Here is a 25239-nt window from a genome sequence, read left to right on the forward strand (position 1 = left end):
CGGCGCTTGGTAACTGACGGAAGGGCGCGTTTACGCGCCCTTTTGTCTTTTTCATAATCAGGAGATTGGGCATGGATATGAGCGTCAAGTTGAACCTGTCTTATCCCGCCGCCGTTGCCCCGCAGGGCGCAACGCCGACTGTCACCGCCAGCCAGGATCAGCCCAAGGCTGAAGACGTCGCAAAGTCGGGTTCCGAGCCCAAGCGCGACGAACTTGAAAAGGCCGTGACCGATATTCAGGAATTCGTCCAGGCTGCCCAGCGCAATCTGGATTTTTCCATTGATGATTCCACTGGCCGGGTCGTGGTCAAGGTCATCGCCACCGAAACGGGTCTCGTGATTCGTCAGATCCCGTCGGAAGCTGCACTAAAACTGGCCCAGAGCCTGTCGGACGCCAGTAGTTTGTTGTTTGACGACAAAGTCTGAACTGGCATGAATTTTGTTGCTGTCGCTGTTTAAGATGTTTACGGTCAAGAAAACGGCAGCCACTGGATAAGGAGAGAGATGATGGCGGGTACATCGGTTAGCGGTGTTGGTTCGAACATCGATACCCAGGCGATTGTGAAGTCTTTGGTGGACTCTGAAAGAGCGCCAAAACAGACGCAGATCAACAATCAGACGTTGAAAGCAACCACCTCGCTGTCGTCGATCGGCAAAATCCAGGCGGCGCTGGATGCCTTCCGTGGCGCAATGGATAACATGAAGACCGCCTCCAGCTTCAGCGGGTTGAGTGGTACGTCCTCCGATGAAAAAGTCGCCACCGTGACCACCGGTAACGGTGCGGCGGCGGGTAATTTCTCGCTGTTGGTTACTCAGCTGGCAACTGCATCGAAAATTTCCAGCAAGGTGTTCACCGACGGCGCTTCTGCGGTAGTCAACGCAGGTTCAGTGCCGTCCACGCTGAGCATCAAGCAGGGCAGCGACACCTTCGACGTCAGTATTCCTGCCGGCGCGACGTTGCAGCAGGTCCGCGACTCGATCAACTCCCAGTACGCGAACCAGGGCTTGAGTGCCAACATCCTGACCGACGCCAACGGTTCTCGCATGGTGCTGACTTCCAGCAAAACCGGTGTCGGTTCGGACCTGAGCCTGACGGGCAATTCCGGTCTCGAAACCGGCACCTCGGTTCTCGCTACCCCGCAGAACGCCAAGTACTCGCTCGATGGCGTGCCGATGGAATCCAAGACCAATACCATTGCCGACGCTGTGAGCGGGATCACCGTCAAGCTGACGGGTGTTTCTCCGGTTCCGTCCGGCGGCGGTGCGGCAACGCCAGCCACTATCACGGTGTCTGCCGACACTTCGACGCTGAAGTCGGCGGTCAAGGGTTTTGTCGATACCTATAACGCACTGATCAAGGCTGCCAGCGCCGAGACCCAGGTCACGACCAATGCCGATGGATCGTTGACAGCGGGGACTCTCACGGGCGACGCGTCTCTGCGTTCGTTGCTGTCGTCGGTACGCACCGAGTTGAACGCCATGAGCGGCACCGGCCAGATGAAATCCCTCGCTCAGTTCGGTGTCCAGACCGACCAGAAAAGCGGATTACTATCTATCGATGACAAAGTATTTGGTGCTGCGGCACTCACCAATGCCGCCGATATCAACGGGATCTTTTCGGGCGATACCGGTTTGCTGGCGCGCATGAAGTCCGCCACCGACAGCTTCGCGCAGAAAACTACCGGAGTTTTTGCGGCGCGTTCGTCGAGCTTGAGTGCCAGCCTGACTGACCTGAAGAAGCAGCAGGACGCCCTTGATGCGCGGATGGCCAGCTTGCAAACGAGCCTGACGGCCAAATACACGGCAATGGACTCCCTGGTAGCCAAGCTGCGCGCACAGAGCGACAGCATCATGACCACGCTCAATGCGCTGAACAATCCGAAGTCGAACTGATTCGAATCACGCATAAAAAAAAACCCAGGCACGCCGTAATGACAGCGCCTGGGTTTTTTTATTGGTGGAATGTCCGCGTTAAAGTTATGTGTCGATCAGTCGACATAAAGATCAGAGCCCACCTAATTCAAGCTGTTGTCTGTCACGAGGTAGAAACATGAACCCCATGAGAGCCCTTCGCCAATATCAGAAGGTCAATTCCCATGCCCAGATCTCTGAAGCCAACCCTCATCGCCTGGTGCAGATGCTGATGGAGGGCGGGCTGGACCGAATGGCACAGGCCAAGGGGGCGCTGGAGCGGGGTGACATCGCACTCAAGGGGTTGATGCTGGGCAAGGCCGTGGACATCATCATCGGCCTGCGCGATGGCTTGAATCCGGAAAAGACCGAAGATCCGGCGTCCTTGCAGCAGCTCGACAATCTGTACGCCTACATGATGACGCGTCTGATGGAAGCCAATCGCGATAACAACGCGGCGATCATCGACGAAGTTTCGGGTTTGCTTGAAACCCTGAAAAGCGGTTGGGATGCAATTGCCGATCAATAGGCCCAAGGGTCTGAGGAAGACGTCATGAGTCAAGCACTGCGTCGAATAGAAGAAACCCGCGAAGCCCTGATCGACGCCCTGGCGGCGCGCAACTGGGATGCCATCGGTGAGCTGGATACGACCTGTCGTGAATGCGTCGACGAAGTGCTCAGTGAAGCACCTATCGACGAAGAAGCACTTCGGAATAATCTGGAAGGACTGTTGGCCGTTTACAAAGAGCTGCTGACTGCAACGATGGGAGAGCGTCAGGCGATAGTTGACGAGATGTCGCAGATCACCCAAGCACAAAAAGCGTCAAAGGTTTACCATCTGTTTGGTTAATTGACGACGGTTAATCCAAACATAGCGCGCCATAAATTTGACTGTGCACGTTTTTTTGACTTAACTAGTGGCTGGTTCCAGATTTCAGTCGTCTTCAGGCATATCTTGCCTGCAAGCGTTTAGCTTGCCCCAGCATTTGGGCATTGAGTTGACTAGGGAAGTTGCTATTGCATGTGGCGTGAAACCAAAATACTTCTAATAGACGACGATAGCGTCCGCCGCCGCGACTTGGCGGTGATTTTGAATTTTCTCGGTGAAGAAAATTTACCCTGCGGCAGTCACGACTGGCAGCAGGCGGTCGGGTCTTTGTCATCTAGTCGTGAAGTGATCTGCGTCCTTATCGGGACGGTCAATGCTCCTGGCGCGCTTTTGGGCTTGCTAAAGACACTCTCGAGCTGGGATGAGTTCCTTCCTGTTTTGCTAATGGGCGATAATTCTTCCAGCGACCTGCCGGAAGATCAGCGTCGCAGGGTGCTTTCGACCCTCGAAATGCCACCCAGCTACAGCAAATTGCTCGATTCGCTGCACCGTGCCCAGGTCTACCGTGAAATGTACGACCAGGCCCGTGAGCGCGGTCGTCACCGTGAACCCAATCTTTTCCGCAGTCTTGTCGGCACCAGCCGGGCGATCCAGCACGTCCGTCAAATGATGCAGCAAGTCGCCGATACCGACGCCAGCGTGTTGATCCTCGGTGAGTCCGGGACCGGCAAGGAAGTGGTTGCGCGCAACCTGCATTACCACTCCAAGCGCCGTGAAGCGCCGTTCGTGCCGGTGAACTGCGGGGCAATTCCGGCGGAGCTACTGGAAAGCGAATTGTTCGGTCACGAGAAGGGCGCATTCACCGGGGCGATCACCAGTCGCGCCGGGCGTTTCGAACTGGCCAACGGCGGCACCCTGTTCCTCGACGAAATCGGCGATATGCCGCTGCCGATGCAGGTCAAGTTGCTGCGCGTGTTGCAGGAACGCACCTTCGAGCGCGTGGGCAGCAACAAGACCCAGAGTGTCGACGTGCGCATCATTGCGGCGACCCACAAGAATCTCGAAAGCATGATCGAGATCGGCACGTTCCGTGAAGACCTGTACTACCGCCTGAACGTGTTCCCGATCGAGATGGCGCCGCTACGTGAGCGTGTCGAAGACATTCCGCTGCTGATGAACGAGTTGATCTCGCGCATGGAGCACGAGAAGCGTGGTTCGATCCGCTTCAACTCCGCAGCCATCATGTCCCTGTGTCGTCACGGCTGGCCCGGCAACGTCCGTGAGCTGGCGAACCTGGTGGAGCGCATGGCGATCATGCATCCGTACGGTGTGATCGGTGTGGTCGAATTGCCGAAGAAATTCCGCTATGTCGATGACGAAGACGAGCAAATGGTCGACAGCCTGCGCAGCGATCTTGAAGAGCGGGTGGCCATCAATGGCCATACCCCGGACTTCGCCGTCAACGGCATGCTGCCGCCGGAAGGCCTGGACCTGAAGGACTACCTCGGCGGTCTGGAGCAAGGGTTGATTCAACAGGCGCTGGATGATGCCAATGGCATTGTGGCCCGCGCTGCCGAACGCCTGCGTATCCGCCGCACCACGCTGGTGGAAAAGATGCGCAAGTACGGCATGAGCCGTCGTGACGGAGATGAGCAGGCGGATGATTGACGCCTGTTTTTCAACCTCTTCATTTATAGGCAGTTTTTTTTAGGCACGGGTATTGCTACGTCCCTCGCAACGTTCCGTTTCACTGACGGTCAGCCAAGCGAGAGAGCACGATGCCCCAAGCCGCCCAGAAGTCTCCTGCTCCAGATACCTTTGGGGACACCCTGGGGCAACCGTCGTCCGTAGAGCAGGCAAGCCGGCTTGGCCTCGAGCAGGCTTTCGCCCTGTTCAACCAGATGTCGAGCCAGCTGACCAGTTCCTACAGCATGCTCGAAGCCCGGGTCACCGAACTCAAGGGTGAGCTGGCAGTGGTCAGCGCTCAGCGCATGCAGGAACTCGCGGAAAAAGAACGCCTGGCCAACCGCCTGCAAAATCTTCTCGACCTGTTGCCCGGTGGCGTCATCGTCATCGATGCCCAAGGCATTGTGCGCGAAGCCAACCCGGCGTCCTGTGAGTTGCTCGGTCTGCCGCTCGAAGGCGAGTTGTGGCGTCACGTCATTGCCCGCTGCTTTGCCCCTCGCGAAGATGACGGCCATGAAATCTCCCTCAAAGATGGTCGGCGCCTGTCGATTGCCACGCGCTCGCTGGATGCCGAGCCGGGTCAGCTTGTGCTGTTGAATGACCTGACTGAAACCCGTCACCTGCAAGATCAACTGGCCCGCCACGAGCGTTTGTCGTCCCTGGGGCGAATGGTGGCGTCGCTGGCCCATCAGATTCGTACACCCCTGTCCGCTGCCTTGCTCTACGCCAGTCATTTGACTGAGCAGGAACTGCCAGTCGAGACCCGGCAGCGTTTTGCCGGACGCCTGAAAGAGCGTTTGCATGAGCTGGAGCATCAGGTGCGCGACATGCTGGTGTTCGCGCGCGGCGAATTGCCGTTGACCGACCGTGTAACCCCCAAACAGCTTATGCAAACGCTGCAGGCGGCAGCGCTGACCCATGTGCAGGGCCTGCCAATCCGCTGGCAGTGCGACAGCCATGCCGGTGAGCTGCTGTGCAGTCGCGACACGCTGGTCGGAGCCATCCTCAACCTCATCGAGAATGCTATTCAGGCCTGTGCCGGTGATGTGCGCTTGAAGGTCCATCTGTATACCCGCGACAAGCTTTTGCGCGTGTGCGTGAGCGACAGCGGCAGCGGTATCGACAGTGTCGTGCAGGCGCGTCTGGGTGAACCATTTTTCACTACCAAGGCTACCGGAACCGGCCTCGGCCTGACCGTGGTCAAAGCTGTTGCCCGTGCTCATCAGGGAGAATTGCACCTGCGCTCGCGCCTCGGTCGCGGCACATGTGCGCAGGTGATTCTGCCGCTTTTTTCTGATGAAAAACGCAGCACTCAGGGAGCGCAGTGAACGTCATGAGCATCAAGGTTTTATTGGTTGAGGATGACCGCGCGTTACGCGAAGCATTGGCTGACACGCTGCTGCTCGCCGGCCACGATTACAAAGCCTTCGGTTCGGCGGAGGAGGCCCTGGCTGCGGTCGAAGTCGAGGCATTCAATCTGGTGGTCAGCGACGTCAACATGCCGGGCATGGACGGTCATCAGCTGCTTGGCCTGCTGCGGGCACGCCAGCCGCAACTGCCGGTGTTGCTGATGACGGCTCACGGTGCCGTGGAGCGGGCGGTGGATGCGATGCGCCAGGGCGCGGCGGACTATCTGGTCAAGCCGTTTGAACCCAAGGCGTTGCTCGATCTGGTCGCGCGGCATGCCCTGGGCAGCCTCGGCACCGCTGACAGCGAAGGGCCGGTAGCCTTCGAGCCGGCCAGTGCGCAGCTGCTGGAATTGGCCGCGCGCGTCGCCCGCAGTGATTCCACGGTGCTGATCTCCGGCGAGTCCGGGACCGGCAAGGAGGTGCTGGCGCGCTACATTCACCAGCACTCCCATCGCGCCAGCCAACCCTTCATAGCGATCAACTGTGCGGCGATCCCGGACAACATGCTGGAAGCCACGCTGTTCGGTCACGAAAAAGGCTCGTTCACCGGCGCCATTGCGGCGCAGGCCGGCAAGTTCGAGCAGGCCGATGGCGGGACCATCCTGCTCGACGAAATTTCCGAAATGCCTCTGGGCCTGCAAGCCAAATTGCTGCGGGTGCTACAGGAGCGCGAGGTCGAGCGGGTCGGCGCACGCAAGCCCGTCACGCTCGACATTCGCGTGGTTGCGACCACCAACCGTGACCTGGCCGGGGAAGTGGCGGCGGGGCGTTTCCGTGAAGACCTTTACTATCGCCTGTCGGTATTTCCGCTGGCCTGGCGTCCGTTGCGCGAGCGCACCGCCGATATCCTGCCGCTGGCCGAGCGTCTGCTGGCCAAGCACGTCAATAAAATGAAGCATGCCGCGGCGCGACTGTCGCCCGAGGCGCAGGCATGCCTGATCAGTTATCCGTGGCCGGGCAATGTGCGCGAACTGGATAACGCTATTCAGCGCGCGTTGATCCTGCAACAGGGCGGCCTGATTCAGCCTCAGGATTTCTGTCTGTCTGGTCCGGTCGCCTGTGCACCGTTGCCATCACTCGCACCAGCGCGGGTTGTGGAGGTTGAAGCCGAATCTGCCGGGGCACTGGGTGATGACCTTCGTCGTCGCGAGTTCCAGATGATCATCGACACCCTGCGCACCGAACGCGGCCGACGCAAAGAGGCCGCCGAACGCCTGGGCATCAGCCCGCGCACCCTGCGCTACAAACTGGCGCAGATGCGCGATGCCGGAATGGACGTGGAAGCCTACCTGTTCGCCACCTGATTCGTAGACGGGATAACAATTCATGGCGCAAACGCGATTCCTGTAGGAGCCGGCTTGCTGGCGAATCGATGGTGGCCGTTACGACGCCTTCGCTGGCAAGCCAGCTCCTACAAAGGCGAACGTCTTTGGGGCGGGCTTTTGTTTGGCGTGGACACCGAGCTGGCACCCTTGTTGCTAACACCTCTCTACCCGCCGAGTGAGTGTCAAAAAATTGCGGGTCGTTAAAGACGTAGCTTCGTCAAAGAGAGAAACCATGAGCCAAGGTATTGAATTCAATCGGTTGATGCTGGACATGCGTTCCATGCAAATGGATGCCATGTCTGCGCCGAAATCGACTGCCGCCGTCCCGGAACTGAATGGCAGCAGCTTTTCCGACATGCTCGGTCAGGCCGTCAATAAAGTGAACGATACCCAGCAGGCTTCCAGTCAGTTGGCCAATGCCTTCGAGATCGGCAAAAGTGGCGTCGACCTGACCGACGTAATGATTTCCTCGCAGAAGGCCAGCGTGTCTTTCCAGGCGCTGACCCAAGTGCGTAACAAGCTGGTTCAGGCATACCAAGACATCATGCAGATGCCGGTTTAAGGACGAGATTGAGTCATGGCAGAAGCAACCGTCGATAATGTTCCGGCCAAGGCCACTCCGATAGACGGCAAACCGCCGCTGTTCGGGTTGTCTTTCCTGGAAAACCTTTCCGAAATGACCATGTTGCGTCAGGTGGGCCTGTTGGTCGGCCTGGCGGCGAGCGTGGCGATTGGTTTTGCCGTGGTGTTGTGGTCCCAGCAGCCGGACTACCGCCCACTGTACGGCAGCCTTGCCGGTATGGACGCCAAGCAGGTCATGGACACCCTGGCCTCCGCCGATATTCCCTATAACGTCGAACCCAATTCCGGTGCCTTGCTGGTCAAGGCCGATGACCTGTCCCGTGCGCGCCTGAAACTGGCGGCCGCTGGTGTCACTCCCAGCGACGGCAACATCGGTTTTGAAATTCTCGATAAGGACCAGGGCCTGGGCACCAGCCAGTTCATGGAAGCCACCCGTTATCGTCGTGGTCTCGAAGGCGAACTGGCCCGGACCATTTCCAGCCTGAACAACGTCAAGGGTGCCCGCGTGCACCTGGCGATTCCGAAGAGTTCGGTGTTCGTGCGCGATGAGCGCAAGCCGAGTGCTTCGGTTCTGGTGGAGCTTTATTCCGGCCGCTCGCTTGAGCCAGGCCAGGTCGTGGCCATCATCAATCTGGTGGCGACCAGCGTTCCCGAACTCAGCAAGTCGCAGATCACCGTGGTCGACCAGAAGGGCACTCTGCTCTCCGATCAGGCGGAAAACTCCGAGCTGACCATGGCCGGCAAGCAATTCGATTACAGCCGCCGCATGGAAAGCATGCTCACCCAGCGTGTGCACAACATCCTGCAACCGGTGCTGGGCAACGACCGCTACAAGGCTGAAGTCTCGGCCGATGTGGACTTCAGTGCCGTCGAGTCGACATCCGAGCAGTTCAACCCGGACCAACCGGCGTTGCGCAGCGAGCAGTCGGTCAACGAACAACGTACCGCCAGCAATGGCCCGCAAGGTGTACCGGGTGCCTTGAGCAACCAGCCACCGTCGCCGGCCTCCGCGCCGCAAACCACCGGCGGCGCCAGCGCGTCGGCGGGCATGGTGCAGCCAGGCCAGCCATTGCTTGATGCCAACGGCCAGCAAGTCATGGACCCGGCCACCGGTCAGCCGATGCTCGCCCCGTACCCGGCGGACAAGCGTTCACAATCGACCAAGAACTTCGAGCTCGACCGCTCCATCAGCCACACCAAACAGCAACAGGGTCGTTTGAATCGCCTGTCGGTGTCGGTGGTGGTCGACGATCAGGTCAAGGTCAACCCGGCCAATGGCGAAACCACCCGTGCGCCGTGGAGCGCCGATGAATTGGCGCGCTTCACTCGTCTGGTCCAGGACGCCGTCGGTTTCGACGCCAGCCGTGGCGACAGTGTCAGCGTGATCAACATGCCGTTCTCTGCTGAACGCGGTGAAATGATTGCCGATATTCCGTTCTACACCCAGCCCTGGTTCTGGGACATCGTCAAGCAAGTGCTGGGTGTCTTGTTCATCCTTGTGCTGGTGTTCGGCGTGCTCCGTCCGGTGCTCAACAACATTACTGGCGGTGGCAAAGACAAGCAGCTGGCTGGCTTGGGAAGCGACGTCGAGTTGGGTGGCATGGGCGGCCTGGAAGGCGAACTGGCCAACGATCGCGTCAGCCTCGGCGGTCCGACCAGCATCCTGCTGCCAAGCCCGAGCGAAGGCTATGACGCACAGTTGAACGCAATCAAGAGTCTGGTGGCAGAAGACCCGGGTCGTGTGGCCCAAGTCGTGAAAGAGTGGATTAACGCAGATGAGTGATAACCGAGCCGTTGCCGCCAAGCTATCCAAGGTCGACAAAGCCGCGATTCTGCTGCTGTCCCTTGGCTCTACCGACGCCGCCCAAGTGCTGCGCCACATGGGGCCTAAAGAGGTCCAGCGTGTGGGCGTGGCCATGGCCCAGATGGGCAACGTGCACCGCGAGCAGGTCGAGCAGGTGATGAGCGAGTTCGTCGACATCGTCGGCGACCAGACCAGCCTGGGCGTAGGTTCCGACGACTACGTGCGCAAAATGCTCACCCAGGCCCTGGGCGAGGACAAGGCCAACGGCCTCATCGACCGAATCCTGCTGGGTGGCAACACCAGTGGTCTGGACAGCCTGAAATGGATGGAGCCGCGCGCCGTCGCCGACGTGATTCGTTATGAGCACCCGCAGATCCAGGCGATCGTGGTGGCTTACCTCGATCCGGATCAGGCCGGTGAAGTGCTCGGCAACTTCGACCACAAGGTGCGACTGGACATCATTCTGCGGGTTTCCTCGCTGAACACCGTACAGCCTGCAGCCCTGAAAGAGCTGAACCAGATTCTCGAGAAGCAGTTCTCCGGCAACTCGAACGCCGCGCGCACCACCCTGGGCGGTATCAAGCGCGCGGCCGACATTATGAACTTCCTCGACAGTTCGATCGAAGGTCAACTCATGGACTCGATTCGCGAAGTCGACGAAGACCTGTCCGGTCAGATCGAAGACCTCATGTTCGTGTTCAACAACCTGGCCGATGTCGACGACCGTGGCATCCAGGCACTGTTGCGCGAAGTGTCCTCCGACGTGCTGGTACTGGCCCTCAAGGGCTCGGACGAAGGCGTCAAGGAGAAGATCTTCAAGAACATGTCCAAGCGTGCGGCCGAACTGCTACGCGACGACCTCGAAGCCAAGGGCCCAGTGCGCGTCAGCGACGTGGAAACCGCGCAGAAGGAAATCCTCACCATCGCCCGCCGTATGGCCGAAGCCGGAGAAATCGTTCTCGGCGGCAAGGGCGGCGAGGAAATGATCTAACACCATGGCCAAGCATGATGATTCTCCCACTGACCTGATCCGGGCCAGGGATGTCAGTGGCTTCGATACCTGGGCGCTGCCCAGCTTCGATCCGCCGGAACCCGAACCAGAACCTGAGCCGGAACCTGAACCGCCGGAAATGGAAGAAGTGCCGCTGGAAGAAGTCCAGCCACTGACCCTCGAAGAGCTCGAAAGCATTCGCCAGGAAGCCTACAACGAAGGCTTCGCCGTGGGCGAGAAAGAGGGATTCCACAGCACCACCCTCAAGGTTCGTCAGGAAGCGGAAGCGGCGCTGGCCCCCAAAATCGCCGGGCTGGAGCAATTGATGGCGCACCTGTTCGAGCCCATCGCCGAACAGGACACCTTGATTGAAAAGTCCTTGGTCGACCTCGTGCAGCACATCACCCGGCAGGTGATTCAGCGCGAACTGGCCATCGACTCGACGCAGATCGAACACGTCATGCGTGAAGCCCTCAAGCTTCTGCCACTGGGCGTGGGCAATGTGCGGCTGTACATCAATCCGCAGGATTTCCAACAGGTCAAAGCCCTGCGCGAACGCCATGAAGAAACCTGGCGCATCGTCGAGGACGAGGCGCTGTTGCCTGGCGGCTGCCGGGTCGAGACCGAACACAGCCGTATCGATGCCACGGTGGAAACCCGTGTTGCGCGGGTGATGGACAAGCTGTTCGATCAGTTGCACGAGCAGGCATTGCACCCGGCCGCGCCGGACGTGAGCCTGGAACTGCCGATCGACAGCAAGCCGGTTCCGGACATTGCCGATGCGCCTTGAACGCACCAGTTTCGCCAGGCGCCTGGGCAGTTATGCCGAGGCCACGCAATTGGAAGGCGCGCCGATCCTCGAAGGTCGCCTGTTGCGCATGGTCGGGCTGACCCTTGAGGCCGAAGGCTTGCGCGCGGCCATGGGCAGTCGCTGCATGGTCATCAACGACGACAGCTATCACCCGGTGCAGGTCGAAGCCGAAGTCATGGGCTTCTCCGGCAGCAAAGTCTTCCTGATGCCGGTCGGCAGCGTCGCCGGTATTGCGCCGGGCGCCCGCGTCGTTCCGCTGTCGGACAGCGGTCGCTTACCGATGGGCATGAGCATGCTCGGCCGGGTGCTTGATGGCGCTGGTCGCGCGTTGGACGGCAAGGGCGGGATGAAGGCCGAGGACTGGGTGCCGATGGACGGTCCGACCATCAATCCGCTCAAGCGTGAACCGATCAGCGAGCCGCTGGATGTGGGCATTCGTTGCATCAACGGGATGTTGACGGTCGGTCGCGGTCAGCGGCTCGGGCTGTTCGCCGGTACCGGCGTGGGTAAGTCGGTGTTGCTGGGCATGATGACCCGCTTCACCGAGGCCGACATTATCGTCGTCGGGCTGATCGGTGAGCGGGGTCGTGAAGTCAAGGAGTTCATCGAGCACATCCTCGGTGAAGAAGGGCTCAAGCGTTCGGTGGTGGTGGCGTCCCCTGCGGACGATGCACCGCTGATGCGTCTGCGCGCGGCCATGTACTGCACACGAATCGCCGAGTATTTCCGCGACAAGGGCAAGAACGTCCTGTTGCTGATGGATTCGCTGACCCGTTTCGCCCAGGCCCAGCGGGAAATCGCCCTGGCTATCGGCGAGCCGCCAGCCACCAAGGGCTATCCGCCGTCGGTGTTCGCCAAGTTGCCGAAACTGGTGGAGCGGGCCGGTAATGCCGAGAAGGGCGGTGGTTCGATTACCGCGTTCTACACCGTGCTGTCCGAAGGCGATGACCAGCAGGACCCGATTGCCGACTCGGCGCGAGGCGTGCTCGACGGGCACATCGTGCTGTCGCGGCGCCTGGCCGAGGAGGGGCATTACCCGGCCATCGATATTGAAGCGTCCATCAGCCGGGTGATGCCGGCGGTGGTGTCGCCAGAGCACATGACCCGCGCGCAGTATTTCAAGCAATTGTGGTCGCGTTATCAGCAGAGCAGGGATTTGATCAGCGTCGGTGCCTACGTTGCCGGCGGCGATCGCGAGACCGATCTGGCGATTTCCCTGCAACCGCAGTTGGTCAAATACCTGCGTCAGGGCCTCAATGACAGTATCAGCCTGGGCGAAAGCGAAGCGTACCTCGCGTCGATCTTCGCGCCTGCGGCGGGCGGTTAACCGGCCATGGCCCAGACTCGCGCAGGGCGCCTGGCCCCCGTGGTGGAAATGGCCGAGAAGGCCGAGAAAACCGCGGTCCAGCGCCTGGGACACTTCCAGGGGCAGGTGCGTCTGGCGCAAAGCAAACTCGATGATCTCGAAGCCTTTCGCCTCGATTATCAGGAACAGTGGATCGTGCGCGGCAGCGGTGGTGTGTCGGGCCAATGGTTACTGGGCTATCAGGGGTTCCTGGCGCAACTGGGCACGGCCATCGATCAGCAGCGCCAGAGCCTGGCCTGGCACCAGAACAACCTGAACAAGGCGCGCGAAACCTGGCAACAGGCGTTTGCCCGGGTCGAAGGTTTACGCAAACTGGTTCAACGTTACATGGATGAAGCGCGGGCGCTGGAAGACAAGCGCGAGCAAAAGCTGCTGGATGAGTTGTCCCAGCGCTTGCCGCGTCAGGATCAATATTGAATCCGCGTTATCGTTCATCGCGGGCAAGCCACGCTCCCACAGGTTTTGCGTCGTTCGCAAAATCATGTACGACGCATAACCTGTGGGAGCGTGGCTTGCCCGCGAAAGCGATCTGACAGGCGCCACAATTTACAGCCTTGCCCCAACCTCTACCCAATGCTAAACCTTGTACAAGCAGGTTTACCAATGACAAGGAAGCCATGACATGTCAGTCGTTACAGAAATCTCCCCGGATGGGCAAAAGCTGACGATATCGGTCAAGGGACGATTCGATTTCGCCAAACATCAGGAATTTCGTGAATCCTACGAAGACAAGGATCTAGCCGAGGTCGTGATCGACCTGAAAGAGGCGACCTACCTCGACAGTTCCGCGCTGGGCATGCTGCTTCTGTTGCGTGATCACGCCGGTGGCGACGATTCCGATATTCGCGTCGTCAACAGCAGTTCCGACGTCAGGAAAATCCTCGCCATCTCCAATTTCGACAAACTGTTCGACATCAGTTGATCGCCGTGCAATCTGCGCTCGAACCGTTGACGATCCTGATCGCTGAAGACAGCGCGGCCGATCGCATGCTGTTGTCGAGTATCGTCCGGCGCCAGGGGCATCAAGTGCTGATGGCGGCCAATGGTGCCGAAGCGGTCGATGCGTTTCGCCAGCAACGCCCGCAATTGGTGTTGATGGACGCGATGATGCCGGTGATGGACGGCTTCGAGGCGGCCCGGCAGATCAAGGAACTTGCCGGGGAAACCCTGGTGCCGATCATCTTTCTCACCTCGCTGTCCGAAAGCGAAGCCTTGGCCCGCTGCCTGGAGGTCGGAGGCGACGATTTTCTGGCGAAACCGTACAACCAGGTGATCCTCGCCGCCAAGATCAAGGCGATGGACCGTTTGCGGCGGTTGCAGGCGACCGTGCTGAAACAGCGTGACCAGATCGCCCGGCACCAAACTATTTACTCAACGAGCAACGGGTAGCCAAGGCCGTGTTCGACAAAGTGGCCCACTCCGGCTGCCTGAACGCCCCCAACATCCGCTACCTGCAATCACCTTACGCACTGTTCAATGGCGATCTACTGCTGGCCGCGTTCACTCCGGCCGGTGACATGCATGTGCTGCTCGGCGATTTCACCGGCCATGGGCTGCCGGCCGCAGTCGGTGCGATGCCCCTGGCGGAAGTCTTTTACGGCATGACCGCCAAGGGCTATGGCCTGGCGGAAACCTTGCGAGAGATGAATGCCAAGCTCAAGCGCATCCTGCCGGTGGACATGTTCTGTTGCGCAACGCTGCTGTGCCTGAGTTTTCAGCGCCGCTCGGTGGAGGTCTGGAACGGTGGCATGCCGGACGGCTACCTGCGCAGCATTGCTACGGGTGAGCGCACGCAGCTGAAGGCCCGGCATTTACCGCTTGGTGTGTTGAGCCCGCAAACATTCGATGACCGCACCGAAGTGTTCCCGATGGCGCTCGGGGATCGGGTGTTTCTGTTGTCCGACGGTGTGATCGATACCTGCGATGCCAGCGATCAGTTGTTTGGCGTGCAGCGGTTGCAGCAGGTGTTTGCTGCCAATCGTCAGCCGGATGCATTGTTCGAGGAAATAGAGCAGGCGCTGCGGGATTTTCGCGGCGAAGCCCGCGACGATGTCAGCATGGTCGAAATCAGCCTGTTGGACCTGGCGCAGTTGAGTCCGCCGGCCCCGGTTTATTCCGATAGCGGCCAGTCTTGCCCGCTGGACTGGTCGGTGAGTTTCGAGTTTCGCGCCGCTACGCTCAAGCGCTTCAATCCGCTGCCATACCTGTTGCAACTGCTGCTTGAGGTTCACGGTCTGCGGGCGCAGAGCGGAGCGCTCTACAGTGTTCTGGCCGAGCTGTACTCCAATGCGCTGGAGCATGGCGTGCTGGATCTGGATTCAAGCCTCAAACGCGATGTCGCGGGTTTTGCCCGTTATTACCAGCAGCGCAATTCGCGCCTGGACGAGCTGCAGGATGGCTATGTGCGGGTGCATTTGCAGGTCACGCCGCAAGTCGAGGGTGGTTGCCTGGTGATTCGCGTCGAGGACAGCGGCAAGGGATTTGATGTAAAGCGAGTGATGGAGCGTCCGATCGATCCTGTCCGTTTGTCGGGTCGCGGCGTCAGTCTGATTCGTCAGTTGGGGCGTAACGCCAGTTGGTCCGACGATGGTCGAAGTGCCCGCGTGGAGTTTTTCTGGAAGCCTCTGGCATAATCCTCGCATTCTTGATCAAGGAGTGAGCAAGTGACTGATATACATTTGGACCCAAACGTGCTCAGCACGTTGCGGGAAGTCATGGAGGACGAGTTTTCGACATTGGTCGATACCTTCCTCGCAGATGCCGAAGAGCGGTTGCAAGGCTTGTCCGTGGCTGTCAATGCCACACAGATTCTTGAGACCGCCCACAGCTTCAAGGGCAGCAGCAGCAACATGGGGGCGATTCGCCTGGCTGAGCTGTGTCATGACCTCGAGCAGCGCGCCAAAGAGAAAAACCTTTCTGGTATTGAAGTGCTGGTCGCTGAAATTGCCCGCGAATTCGCGGTTGTGCGGCCACTTTATGAAGAGGAGCGCCAGCGTTCTCTCTTTGCCAGCGATAGTGTTCGGCCCTATTGACCACTGTTGAGCAAAACTGGCGCGACCTTTGCAGTCAACTCTCCCAACTGTACCTACGACCCCAGTGCAGCGGAGACCGTTAAATGCCCGTTACCCCCAATATTCTTCTTCAGGCCGCCGCGCAGGCCAAGACTCAAGCCGCCTCCGCCAATTCCACGGCGCCGGCCGCTGAGCCCGGGGATAAAGCCTCCAGCTTCGCTCAGGTCTACGCCAAACAAGCCCAGAACAAGTCTGTCGCGACCGCTGATGGTTCGGTCAAGCCAGTGCGTGACAAGACCCCGGACAGCGCCGCCAGGAAGGATGTCGCCGACGACAAATCTGCCGCGCCGGAACCTGCGGTTGCCGATAGCGGCAAATCCTTGCCCGCCGATAAACCGGCGCAGCCTGATGACAAAACCGCCAGTGATGATTCGACCGACACCGCGCAGACACCGGTCGCCGATGCCGCGCCGGTCGATCCGACGCTCGACCCTGCCTTGTTGCAGGCGGTGCAGCCAGTCGTCACTGCGCCAGTACCGGCAGCGCCACCCGTGGTCGATACGGCTCAGACACCAATCGAGGCACCGGTAGCCGCAGCGGTCACGGCAGCAACGACAGCGGCCGTCGCCACCACCGATAGCGATTTCGATCCCGAAGCCGATCCTCTCGACGCACTACCTGCCTTGCGCATGGCTATGGAGCAGAGCGGGCACGTTTCCGCATCCAGTCAGGCACAGCCCAAAGCCGCACCGACGCCTGCCCAGGCTCAGGCTGATGGCGAACAGACCTCGGCGCAGAACTTTGCCGCTGGCATGGCCAATATGCTCGATGTGCAGTCCAGCAAGGACAGCACCAGTCAGGGTGGCGACAAGGCGTTCAGCGGCCTGATTGATGACGGGCTCAAGGATCTCAAATCGGCCAGCAGCGATACCCGGGTCGACGATTTCGCCAACCGTCTGGCGGCACTGACGCAAGCGGCCACGCCGAAAACCGCTAACGCGTTGCCAGTGAACCAGCCGATCGCCATGCATCAGAGCGGCTGGACCGAAGAAGTCGTGAATCGGGTCATGTACCTGTCCAGCGCCAATCTCAAGGCGGCTGACATTCAGTTGCAACCGGCAGAGCTTGGGCGCCTCGACATTCGGGTGAACATGGTTCCCGATCAGCAGACCCAGGTGACGTTCATGAGCGCACACCCAAGTGTCCGTGAAGCGCTGGACGGGCAGATGCATCGCCTGCGTGACATGTTCGCGCAGCAGGGCATGGGTCAGGTTGACGTCAACGTGTCCGACCAGTCTCGGGGTTCGCAGCAGGGGCAGGAGCAGCAGAACCAAGGCGCACGTGTCAGTCGCGGCGGCGGTCGGCTCGATGCCATGGATGACGAACTGGCTCCAGGCATCACCGAAGTCGCTGCCGCACCCACCAGCGTGATCGGCTCCAGCGCCGTCGATTACTACGCCTGATCAACCACAAACCCCCCCGTAGGAGCGAGGCTTGCCCGCGAAGAACGATAATGCGGTTTGCCTGAATAACCGCAGCGTCTGTTTCGCGGGCAAGTCGGGTCGCCGCACCGCTCGCTCCTACAGTTGATCCGTTGTCTTCAATGCCCTCCCCACATCTGGCATAACACTTGCTCTTGCCTATCCGTGCGACTGTGAAAACCCGAATAGTGACGGATTATTGGCATGGCGAAGAGCGACGCAGCAGTAAAAGACCCCGCAACCAAAGGCAAACTCAAGCTGATCATCGTGATCGTGGTGGCCGTGCTGCTGGCGATCGGTTTGTCCGTGGGGGCGACCTGGTACTTCATGCATAGCGCACAGAGCAAGCCTGCCGCTGTGGCTGAAACGACGCCGGTCGGCAAGCAGCCAGCGATTTTCGAGTCGATGGCGCCAGCGTTTGTCGCCAACTTCAATCAGAACGGCCGTCAGCGCTACATGCAGGTGAGCATCACCATGCTCGCGCGCAATCAGGCGGACCTGGATGCGCTCAAGGTTCACATGCCAGTGATCCGCAATAACCTGGTCATGCTTTTCTCCGGGCAGGACTTCCCCACGCTCGCGTCGCCAGTCGGCCAGGAAATGCTGCGCCAGAAAGCCACGGCCAGCGTCCAGGAAGTAGCGCAGAAAGAACTCGGCAAAGTGGTCGTCGAACAGTTGCTTTTCACTAATTTCGTACTGCAGTAGGAACACGACATGGCCGTGCAGGACCTGCTGTCCCAGGATGAGATCGACGCGCTGTTGCATGGCGTGGACGACGGTCTGGTACAGACCGATATCGCTGCCGAACCCGGCACCGTCAAAAGCTACGACCTGACCAGCCAGGATCGCATCGTCCGTGGACGCATGCCGACCCTGGAAATGATCAACGAACGTTTTGCCCGCTACACGCGCATCAGCATGTTCAACATGCTGCGACGCTCGGCAGACGTGGCGGTTGGTGGCGTGCAGGTGATGAAGTTCGGCGAATACGTGCACTCGCTGTACGTGCCGACCAGCCTCAACCTGGTCAAGATCAAACCCCTGCGCGGCACCGCGTTGTTCATCCTCGACGCCAAACTGGTGTTCAAGCTGGTGGACAACTTTTTCGGCGGCGACGGCCGTCACGCGAAGATCGAAGGGCGTGAATTCACCCCGACCGAACTGCGTGTGGTGCGCATGGTGCTGGAACAGGCCTTCGTCGACTTGAAGGAAGCCTGGCAGGCGATCATGGAAGTCAATTTCGAGTACATCAACTCGGAAGTGAACCCGGCCATGGCCAACATCGTCGGCCCGAGCGAAGCGATTGTGGTGTCGACCTTCCACATCGAACTCGATGGCGGCGGCGGTGACCTGCACGTGACCATGCCGTATTCGATGATCGAGCCGGTGCGCGAAATGCTAGACGCCGGGTTCCAGTCCGACCTCGATGACCAGGACGAGCGCTGGGTCAATGCCTTGCGCCAGGACGTCCTGGACGTCGACGTGCCGATCGGTGCCACGGTGGCTCGCCGCCAGTTGAGGCTGCGCGACATCCTGCACATGCAGCCGGGGGACATCATCCCGGTGGAAATGCCCGAAGAAATGATCATGCGCGCCAACGGCGTGCCGGCCTTCAAGGTCAAGATGGGCTCGCACAAAGGCAACCTTGCGTTGCAAGTGATCGAGCCGATCGAGCGCCGCTGACCGACGCTGACTGGCGCTCCAACCCTATTTGAAATGACTGCTCCTGATTGAGCAGTTGCTCGCCGAGGACACATTGATGGCTAACGATATGAATACCCAGGACGACCAGGCGCTGGCTGACGAGTGGGCTGCGGCCCTGGAAGAAACCGGTGATGCCGGGCAGGCGGATATCGATGCGCTGCTGGCCGCCGATACGGGTGTTTCGGGCTCCAACCGCCTGCCGATGGAAGAGTTCGGTAGCACGCCGAGAAACAACGATCCGGTCACCCTCGATGGCCCGAACCTGGACGTGATCCTCGATATCCCGGTGTCGATCTCCATGGAAGTGGGCAGCACCGACATCAACATTCGCAACCTGCTGCAACTCAACCAGGGTTCGGTGATCGAGCTTGATCGCCTGGCCGGTGAGCCGCTGGACGTGTTGGTTAACGGCACACTCATCGCCCATGGCGAAGTAGTGGTGGTCAACGAGAAGTTTGGCATCCGCCTGACCGACGTGATCAGCCCAAGCGAACGCATCAAGAAGCTGCGCTGAGTGAAAAGGTATCTTGCAGGGCTGCTGGCGTTGCCGTTCAGCGTGCTGGCGGCCGAGCCTGTTGCGACAGTCGCTACCACAGCCGTTGCGCCAGCGGTCAGCAGCGGAGTGGCCGGGCAGTTGACGCAACTGGTGTTAGGTCTGCTGCTGGTGCTGGGGCTGATTTTCTTGCTCGCCTGGCTGTTGCGCCGGGTTCAGCAGGCCGGACCTGCCGGCAAAGGGCAGGTGATTGAGCTGATCGGTTCCCGCGCGCTGGGTCCGCGTGACCGTTTGATGCTGGTGCAGGTCGGCAACGAGCAGATCCTGCTCGGTCTCAGCCCCGGTACGATCACCGCGCTGCATGTGCTCAAAGAGCCGATTGAAGTGCCGACCAGCGCCGAAAAAGCGACTCCGGAGTTTGCCCAGCATCTGATGAAGATACTCGGCAAGGATCAGAAGGATAAGAAGTAATGGGTGCGTTACGCATCGTCTTGACGCTGGCCCTGATGCTGGCCGCGCCGCTGGCGTTCGCCGCCGATCCGTTGTCGATCCCGGCGATCACCCTGGGCACCAACGCACAGGGCGCCCAGGAATATTCGGTCAGCCTGCAGATCCTGCTGATCATGACCGCGCTGAGTTTCATCCCGGCGTTCGTCATGCTGATGACCAGTTTTACCCGGATCATCATCGTCTTCTCGATCCTGCGTCAGGCACTTGGTTTGCAGCAGACGCCGTCGAACCAGATCCTCACGGGCATGGCGCTGTTCCTGACCCTGTTCATCATGGCGCCGGTGTTCGATCGGGTTAACCAGGACGCCTTGCAGCCGTATCTGGCGGAAAAAATGACCGCTCAGGACGCCGTGGCCAAGGCTCAGGTGCCGATCAAGGACTTCATGCTGGCCCAGACCCGCACCAGCGATCTGGAGCTGTTCATGCGCCTGTCCAAGCGCACCGACATTGCTTCGCCGGATCAGGCGCCGTTGACAATCCTGGTGCCGGCGTTCGTGACCTCCGAACTGAAAACCGCATTCCAGATCGGTTTCATGATCTTCATCCCGTTCCTGATCATCGACCTGGTCGTGGCCAGTGTGCTGATGGCAATGGGCATGATGATGCTGTCGCCGCTGATCATTTCTCTGCCGTTCAAAATCATGCTGTTCGTCTTGGTCGATGGCTGGGCGCTGATCATCGGCACCTTGGCCAGCAGCTTTGGTGGTGTATCGCCATGACGCCAGAAGTTGCCGTCGACATCTTCCGTGAAGCGCTGTGGCTGACCACCATGATGGTCGCAGTGCTGGTGATTCCAAGTCTGCTGGTCGGCCTGTTGGTGGCGATGTTCCAGGCCGCCACCCAGATCAACGAACAGACCCTGAGCTTCCTGCCGCGTTTGCTGGTGATGCTGGTGACACTGATCGTCGCCGGCCCGTGGTTGGTACAGACCTTCATGGAATACATCCTGCAGCTGTACGGCAGTATTCCGCAGGTCATCGGCTAAGCCATGTCGTCGCTGCTGCAGTTGACGGATACCCAGATCAGCACCTGGGTGGCGACCTTCATGTTGCCGCTGTTCCGCATCGGATCCTTGCTGATGGTCATGCCGGTGTTCGGCACCTCCCTGGTACCCAAGCGCATCCGTCTGTATTTCGCCCTGGCCATCACCGTGGTCATCGCCCCGGGCCTGCCGCCCATGCCGCCAGTGAGTGCGCTGGACTTGAGCGGGCTGCTGCTGATTGCCGAACAGATCCTCGTCGGCGCGATCCTGGGCTTCTCCCTGCAACTGTTCTTCCAGGCGTTCGTGGTGGCGGGGCAGATTGTCGCGATCCAGATGGGCATGGGCTTCGCCTCCATGGTCGACCCCACCAACGGCGTCTCGGTAGCGGTGATCGGGCAATTCTTCACCATGCTGGTGACGCTGATGTTCCTGGCCATGAACGGTCATCTGGTGGTGTTCGAAGTGCTCACCGAGAGCTTCACCACGCTGCCGGTGGGCAGTGGATTTATGGTCAATCATTTCTGGGAGCTGGCCGGCAAACTCGGCTGGGTACTCGGCGCGGCGCTGTTACTGGTGCTACCGGCGATCACCGCGTTGCTGGTGGTCAACATCGCGTTTGGCGTGATGACCCGCGCGGCACCGCAACTGAACATTTTCTCCATCGGCTTCCCGCTGACCCTGGTGCTCGGCATGTTTATCGTCTGGGTCGGGCTGGCGGACATCGTTAATCAGTATCAACCGCTGGCCACTGAGGCCCTGCAGTTTTTACGCGAACTGGCGAAGGCGAGCTGAGTCATGGCTGAGAGCGAAAGCGGTCAGGACAAAACAGAAGACCCCACGGACAAAAAGAAAAAGGACGCCCGTGAGAAGGGCGAGATTGCTCGTTCCAAGGAACTCAACACCCTGGCGATCATGCTCGCCGGTGCTGGCGCGCTGCTGATTTTCGGTGGCGCGCTGGCCCAGGAAATGATGGACCTCATGCGCCTGAATTTTTCCCTGTCGCGGGACGTGGTGCTGGACCAGCGCTCGATGGGCATCTACCTGCTGCACTCGGGGCAGATTGCCTTGCTGGCGATTCAGCCGGTGATGATCACCTTGCTGCTGGCCGCACTGATCGGCCCGATCTCCCTCGGTGGCTGGCTGTTCTCCGCCGGCACCATGGCCCCCAAGTTCAGCCGCATGAACCCCGGCGCAGGCCTCAAACGCATGTTTTCAGCCAAGGCCCTGGCCGAGCTGCTCAAAGCCCTGGCGAAGTTCTTCATCGTCTTGTTCGTGGCCCTCATGGTGTTGTCGGCGGACATCGACGACCTGCTGCGCATCGCCCATGAACCGCTGGACCGGGCCATCACCCACAGCCTGCAGGTAGTCGGCTGGAGCACCCTGTGGATGGCCTGCGGGCTGATCATCATCGCCGCCGTCGACGTGCCGATTCAGCTCTGGGAAAGCATCAAGAAACTGAAGATGACCAAACAGGAAGTGCGTGACGAGCACAAGGATCAGGAAGGGCGGCCGGAGGTCAAACAGCGGATTCGCCAGCTGCAGCGTGACATGTCCCAGCGGCGGATGATGGCCGCCGTTCCTGACGCCGACGTGGTCATTACTAACCCGACTCACTACGCCGTGGCGCTGAAGTACGACCCGGACAAGGGCGGGGCGCCGATGTTGATTGCCAAGGGTAGCGACTTTTTGGCGCTGAAGATTCGGGAAATTGCGGCGGCTAACGAGATCCTGTTGCTGGAATCGCCGGCGCTGGCGCGGTCGATTTATTACTCGACGGAGCTGGAGCAGGAAATTCCGGGTGGGTTGTATCTGGCCGTTGCTCAGGTGTTGGCCTATGTCTATCAGATTCGCCAGTACAAGGCGGGCAAGGGCAAGCGGCCGGATCCACTGAAGGATGATCTGCCTATTCCGCCGGATTTACGCCGCGATTCCTGACAGTCCAAGCCAGCTAGCACACACAAAACCTGTGGGAGCGGGCTTGCCCGCGAAGAGGCCATCCCAGCCAATAAAGATCTCGACTGACACACCGCCTTCTCGAGCAGGCCAGCTCCCACATGAATTGTGCCTAAATTGAACCCTTAACTAGCCCTGCGGATCGATGTTATCCAGCGCCCGATTTACAGCCAGCTCACCCAACATGATGATCTGCGAAATCGCCAACATCGTATTGCGCTGAGAACCCTTCAGACACCCAGCAAAGTCTTCAGCCACGACCCTGGCCGACGCAAGAGATTCGCAGGTATTGGCCAGCAGGCTCTCGGTGTCGATACCGGGCGCGATGATGAACATCGTGCTGGGCTTTCGCTCGATGGCGTTTATACGGGTAGACAGTTTGATGTACTCATCGAGGGCGCGGTCGGCGGCTTCGTGGAGTTTTTGCGTATCGATTGAGGTGTCTGGGGAGCCGTCTTCGGCTTCCGGCGGATTGGGCGTTACTTTGAACATATTTGAAACTCCAAGTCAGAAAAGAGGAGCCATCACCTTCGCTACCAAACGAATGTGGTGGTGGCCATACGCGGGTTGGTAGACCGGTGACTTGGAGAACCGGCGCGCCCGAAGGCGCCCTGCGCATGGCCACCATAAAGACACAGACCGCAAAGGCCTGATTCAGGTGTGCTACGCACTAAGTCTACCGGGCTACCAAACCCGATCGCTGTTTTTCAGCGACCGGGAAACGATAGAGCCCGGCCCTCAGGCGCACAAGCCGGCGGATTCTGGCGTAGTCGTAGGCTGCGGCGCAAGGATGTGTAGGTTCTTTAGGTATCTAGAGATGTTGATTAAACACAGTTGTTTAAAATCGAAAGGTCGTTGCGTCCGGTGATCCTGGATCGATCAGCAAAACGGTTTACAGAAAAGGGATCCTGTTTTACTTACTGATAGTAGATTTATCTCCTTATATACATAAGCATTTTATGGCTGCGTATGCTGGTTTTTGTGGCATCAAATGTTTTGATTTTATTAAGGAGTTTTGTTGCTTCTGTGGTTATCGTGTGTTGAGAGACGGAAAATGGAAAATAAATTCTCCGGTTGAAATTCCTATAAGTTTGTTGTGATCAAAGCGTTCCGTATTTACGCCATAAAAGGGCTGATCCTGATTTAAGTACTCAAGTAAGGCGTGCTGGTTAAAAGTTTTAGATGGGGTGTGGGCGGCGCTTTGTAGTGTGGGTGGAAGATCGTCTATAGGAAGGTTGGATGTTTGAATTTTATTTATAGATAGTTTTTGTAGTGTTTGGTGTCGAGTGCTGTTTCTCGCTGATGTTAGGGTGTTTTCGAAATTTGCCTGCATTTCATAAAGGCGTAAATTGTCCAGGTGAGTTGCACGCGACCTAAGTTGTGCGGCTCGGGTTGGGGATACGTTGCTCGAAAGCGGGACTTTAGATAGTGATCGGTCAGGGTATAGTGCTATAGAGTTTGTTTTGGTCGCGACTTTTGCCACTGCCCTTCTTGCCCAATTTTGCATCTTGACTGTTAAGGCGAAGCTGATGTGTCCATTTGGGTCATGCCGATTAATTGGATCTCCTAGGCAGTATGTAAATGAGTTCAATCCGCCTTTTTCGAACGGGCTCAAGCTATCTGGACTGGTAAATCTCATCAATACTGGATTAAACGCCCGATACCCGTTCCCCAGCAAGTAACTCCCGGTCACCGGATCCGGCCGTTCGCCGTTGAAGCCGAGCAGGCTGAGTAATGCCCCCCCAACGGGACGGTGACCATAGGGTGCATACGCGATGGGATGTCGCGGGTGATTGGCCTTGAGCGTGTTCAGTATCGAACGGTGTTGATCGGTGGCCGGTAGCGTGGTCTCGAGTGCATCGCCCTCGCTCTGCTGTTGTGCGAGCAACCAGTCGTCGTACTGGACGATGGAATAGCGCACCGCGCCGCGTATTTCGGTGGCCAAGCGGCTTCTGCAGTAGAAACGTTGGTGCTCGGGCTCGTTAGGCAATGCATTAGCGATCAACCTGTCGAGGGCGTCGTAGCTGTATTGGCAGAGCCGGGTTTCGCGTGGCGATTGCATGAGTGAGTGCTCCGAAGGTCCGAAGTGCTGGCGCTCAGTATTGGTGGTTTTGTGTGGGGTTGGGTACTAGCAGATCTGATAGGTTTGGTGGGATTGGTTCGTTGAATGGGCTCTTCGCCGGGCTTGAGTCCGCAAATCTATGGCACGAAATAAAAGTAATGCGCTGACAGGTACGGCCCCATTGCGGGCAAGCCCGGCTCCCACAGGTTGTGTGGTTAGCGCTGTTTTCGCGGCCAGACTCGATCACTGTGGGAGCCGGGCTTGCCCGCGATGGGGCCGGCACTGCCTATACCGTACCTCCTGACAACCCCTCTATTCCAAACCCCCCGC

Annotated in this window: 27 protein-coding genes and 1 pseudogene; 25 read left to right on the forward strand and 3 right to left on the reverse strand. The window is 59.1% G+C overall.

The genetic code is table 11. The features are described 5' to 3' along the window. Nucleotides 1-71 precede the first annotated feature (71 nt). The 25 genes and pseudogenes from CES87_RS08320 (at nt 72) to flhB (ending at nt 22829) form a co-directional block, all read left to right on the forward strand. Entirely contained in the window at nt 72-425 is a 354-nt protein-coding gene (locus CES87_RS08320) for a flagellar protein FlaG (RefSeq protein ID WP_128605755.1), read from the forward strand. Between the two features lie 81 nt (nt 426-506). Then, a complete protein-coding gene (fliD, locus tag CES87_RS08325; RefSeq protein WP_128605799.1) occupies nt 507-1892 on the forward strand; it encodes a flagellar filament capping protein FliD in 1386 nt (461 codons plus the stop codon). A gap of 157 nt (nt 1893-2049) precedes the next feature. Then, nucleotides 2050-2439 (forward strand): flagellar export chaperone FliS, encoded by a 390-nt coding sequence (gene fliS / locus CES87_RS08330; RefSeq protein WP_128605756.1) that lies wholly within the window; start codon nt 2050-2052, stop codon nt 2437-2439. A gap of 24 nt (nt 2440-2463) precedes the next feature. Further along, a complete protein-coding gene (gene fliT / locus CES87_RS08335; RefSeq protein WP_128605757.1) occupies nt 2464-2760 on the forward strand; it encodes a flagellar protein FliT in 297 nt (98 codons plus the stop codon). A 171-nt stretch (nt 2761-2931) separates the two neighbouring features. Continuing rightward, the gene (locus CES87_RS08340; protein ID WP_128605758.1) at nt 2932-4407 is read left to right on the forward strand and encodes a sigma-54 dependent transcriptional regulator; all 1476 of its coding nucleotides are present in this window, start codon (nt 2932-2934) and stop codon (nt 4405-4407) included. A 110-nt stretch (nt 4408-4517) separates the two neighbouring features. Further along, nucleotides 4518-5753, forward strand: coding sequence for a PAS domain-containing sensor histidine kinase (locus CES87_RS08345; protein ID WP_128605759.1), 1236 nt, complete (start codon nt 4518-4520; stop codon nt 5751-5753). 5 nt (nt 5754-5758) lie between these two features. Continuing rightward, nucleotides 5759-7138, forward strand: a complete 1380-nt coding sequence (locus CES87_RS08350) for a sigma-54 dependent transcriptional regulator (RefSeq protein WP_128605760.1) — start codon at nt 5759-5761, stop codon at nt 7136-7138. Nucleotides 7139-7391: 253 nt separating this feature from the next. Continuing rightward, complete coding sequence (gene fliE, locus CES87_RS08355) at nt 7392-7721, forward strand: flagellar hook-basal body complex protein FliE (protein WP_084320560.1); 330 nt, start codon at nt 7392-7394, stop codon at nt 7719-7721. 15 nt (nt 7722-7736) lie between these two features. Further along, nucleotides 7737-9524, forward strand: coding sequence for a flagellar basal-body MS-ring/collar protein FliF (gene fliF / locus CES87_RS08360; protein ID WP_128605761.1), 1788 nt, complete (start codon nt 7737-7739; stop codon nt 9522-9524). Next, nucleotides 9517-10536 (forward strand): flagellar motor switch protein FliG, encoded by a 1020-nt coding sequence (gene fliG / locus CES87_RS08365; RefSeq protein WP_128605762.1) that lies wholly within the window; start codon nt 9517-9519, stop codon nt 10534-10536. Before fliF ends, fliG begins: the two co-directional genes overlap by 8 nt. A 4-nt stretch (nt 10537-10540) precedes the next feature. Then, on the forward strand, nt 10541-11326 hold the full coding sequence (gene fliH / locus CES87_RS08370; RefSeq protein WP_128605763.1) for a flagellar assembly protein FliH: 786 nt from the start codon (nt 10541-10543) through the stop codon (nt 11324-11326). Continuing rightward, entirely contained in the window at nt 11316-12674 is a 1359-nt protein-coding gene (gene fliI / locus CES87_RS08375) for a flagellar protein export ATPase FliI (RefSeq protein WP_128605764.1), read from the forward strand. Before fliH ends, fliI begins: the two co-directional genes overlap by 11 nt. A gap of 6 nt (nt 12675-12680) precedes the next feature. Next, nucleotides 12681-13130 (forward strand): flagellar export protein FliJ, encoded by a 450-nt coding sequence (gene fliJ / locus CES87_RS08380; RefSeq protein ID WP_128605765.1) that lies wholly within the window; start codon nt 12681-12683, stop codon nt 13128-13130. A gap of 205 nt (nt 13131-13335) precedes the next feature. Next, complete coding sequence (locus CES87_RS08385) at nt 13336-13635, forward strand: STAS domain-containing protein (RefSeq protein ID WP_128605766.1); 300 nt, start codon at nt 13336-13338, stop codon at nt 13633-13635. Between the two features lie 65 nt (nt 13636-13700). Next, nucleotides 13701-15346 (forward strand): annotated as a pseudogene (locus tag CES87_RS08390) (SpoIIE family protein phosphatase). A 30-nt stretch (nt 15347-15376) separates the two neighbouring features. Beyond that, nucleotides 15377-15745: an Hpt domain-containing protein gene (locus CES87_RS08395; protein ID WP_128605767.1), complete on the forward strand. Its 369-nt coding sequence runs from the start codon at nt 15377-15379 to the stop codon at nt 15743-15745. Between the two features lie 83 nt (nt 15746-15828). Beyond that, the gene (locus CES87_RS08400; RefSeq protein WP_128605768.1) at nt 15829-17187 is read left to right on the forward strand and encodes a flagellar hook-length control protein FliK; all 1359 of its coding nucleotides are present in this window, start codon (nt 15829-15831) and stop codon (nt 17185-17187) included. A gap of 222 nt (nt 17188-17409) precedes the next feature. Then, nucleotides 17410-17910 (forward strand): flagellar basal body-associated protein FliL, encoded by a 501-nt coding sequence (gene fliL, locus CES87_RS08410; protein ID WP_128605769.1) that lies wholly within the window; start codon nt 17410-17412, stop codon nt 17908-17910. Between the two features lie 9 nt (nt 17911-17919). Then, on the forward strand, nt 17920-18888 hold the full coding sequence (gene fliM, locus CES87_RS08415; protein ID WP_128605770.1) for a flagellar motor switch protein FliM: 969 nt from the start codon (nt 17920-17922) through the stop codon (nt 18886-18888). Nucleotides 18889-18964: 76 nt separating this feature from the next. Then, nucleotides 18965-19423, forward strand: coding sequence for a flagellar motor switch protein FliN (gene fliN, locus CES87_RS08420; RefSeq protein WP_128605771.1), 459 nt, complete (start codon nt 18965-18967; stop codon nt 19421-19423). Beyond that, the gene (fliO, locus tag CES87_RS08425) at nt 19424-19873 is read left to right on the forward strand and encodes a flagellar biosynthetic protein FliO (RefSeq protein WP_128605772.1); all 450 of its coding nucleotides are present in this window, start codon (nt 19424-19426) and stop codon (nt 19871-19873) included. Further along, complete coding sequence (fliP, locus tag CES87_RS08430) at nt 19873-20631, forward strand: flagellar type III secretion system pore protein FliP (protein WP_128605773.1); 759 nt, start codon at nt 19873-19875, stop codon at nt 20629-20631. The genes fliO and fliP overlap by 1 nt, the downstream gene beginning before the upstream one ends. Further along, a complete protein-coding gene (gene fliQ, locus CES87_RS08435; RefSeq protein WP_007948918.1) occupies nt 20628-20897 on the forward strand; it encodes a flagellar biosynthesis protein FliQ in 270 nt (89 codons plus the stop codon). Before fliP ends, fliQ begins: the two co-directional genes overlap by 4 nt. 3 nt (nt 20898-20900) lie before the next feature. Next, entirely contained in the window at nt 20901-21686 is a 786-nt protein-coding gene (gene fliR, locus CES87_RS08440; protein ID WP_128605774.1) for a flagellar biosynthetic protein FliR, read from the forward strand. A gap of 3 nt (nt 21687-21689) precedes the next feature. Further along, nucleotides 21690-22829 (forward strand): flagellar biosynthesis protein FlhB, encoded by a 1140-nt coding sequence (gene flhB, locus CES87_RS08445; protein WP_128605775.1) that lies wholly within the window; start codon nt 21690-21692, stop codon nt 22827-22829. Between the two features lie 147 nt (nt 22830-22976). On the opposite strand, the gene CES87_RS08455 is transcribed toward flhB, so the two are convergent. The 3 genes from CES87_RS08455 to CES87_RS08460 form a co-directional block, all read right to left on the reverse strand. After that, nucleotides 22977-23339: a DUF6124 family protein gene (locus tag CES87_RS08455; protein ID WP_128605776.1), complete on the reverse strand. Its 363-nt coding sequence runs from the start codon at nt 23337-23339 to the stop codon at nt 22977-22979. Continuing rightward, nucleotides 23236-23505, reverse strand: a complete 270-nt coding sequence (locus CES87_RS34200; RefSeq protein ID WP_371858190.1) for a hypothetical protein — start codon at nt 23503-23505, stop codon at nt 23236-23238. Before CES87_RS34200 ends, CES87_RS08455 begins: the two co-directional genes overlap by 104 nt. A 372-nt stretch (nt 23506-23877) precedes the next feature. After that, nucleotides 23878-24909, reverse strand: coding sequence for an RHS repeat-associated core domain-containing protein (locus CES87_RS08460; protein WP_128605777.1), 1032 nt, complete (start codon nt 24907-24909; stop codon nt 23878-23880). Between the last annotated feature and the right edge of the window lie 330 nt (nt 24910-25239).

The organism is Pseudomonas sp. ERMR1:02 (assembly GCF_002277815.1).
Classification (GTDB): domain Bacteria; phylum Pseudomonadota; class Gammaproteobacteria; order Pseudomonadales; family Pseudomonadaceae; genus Aquipseudomonas.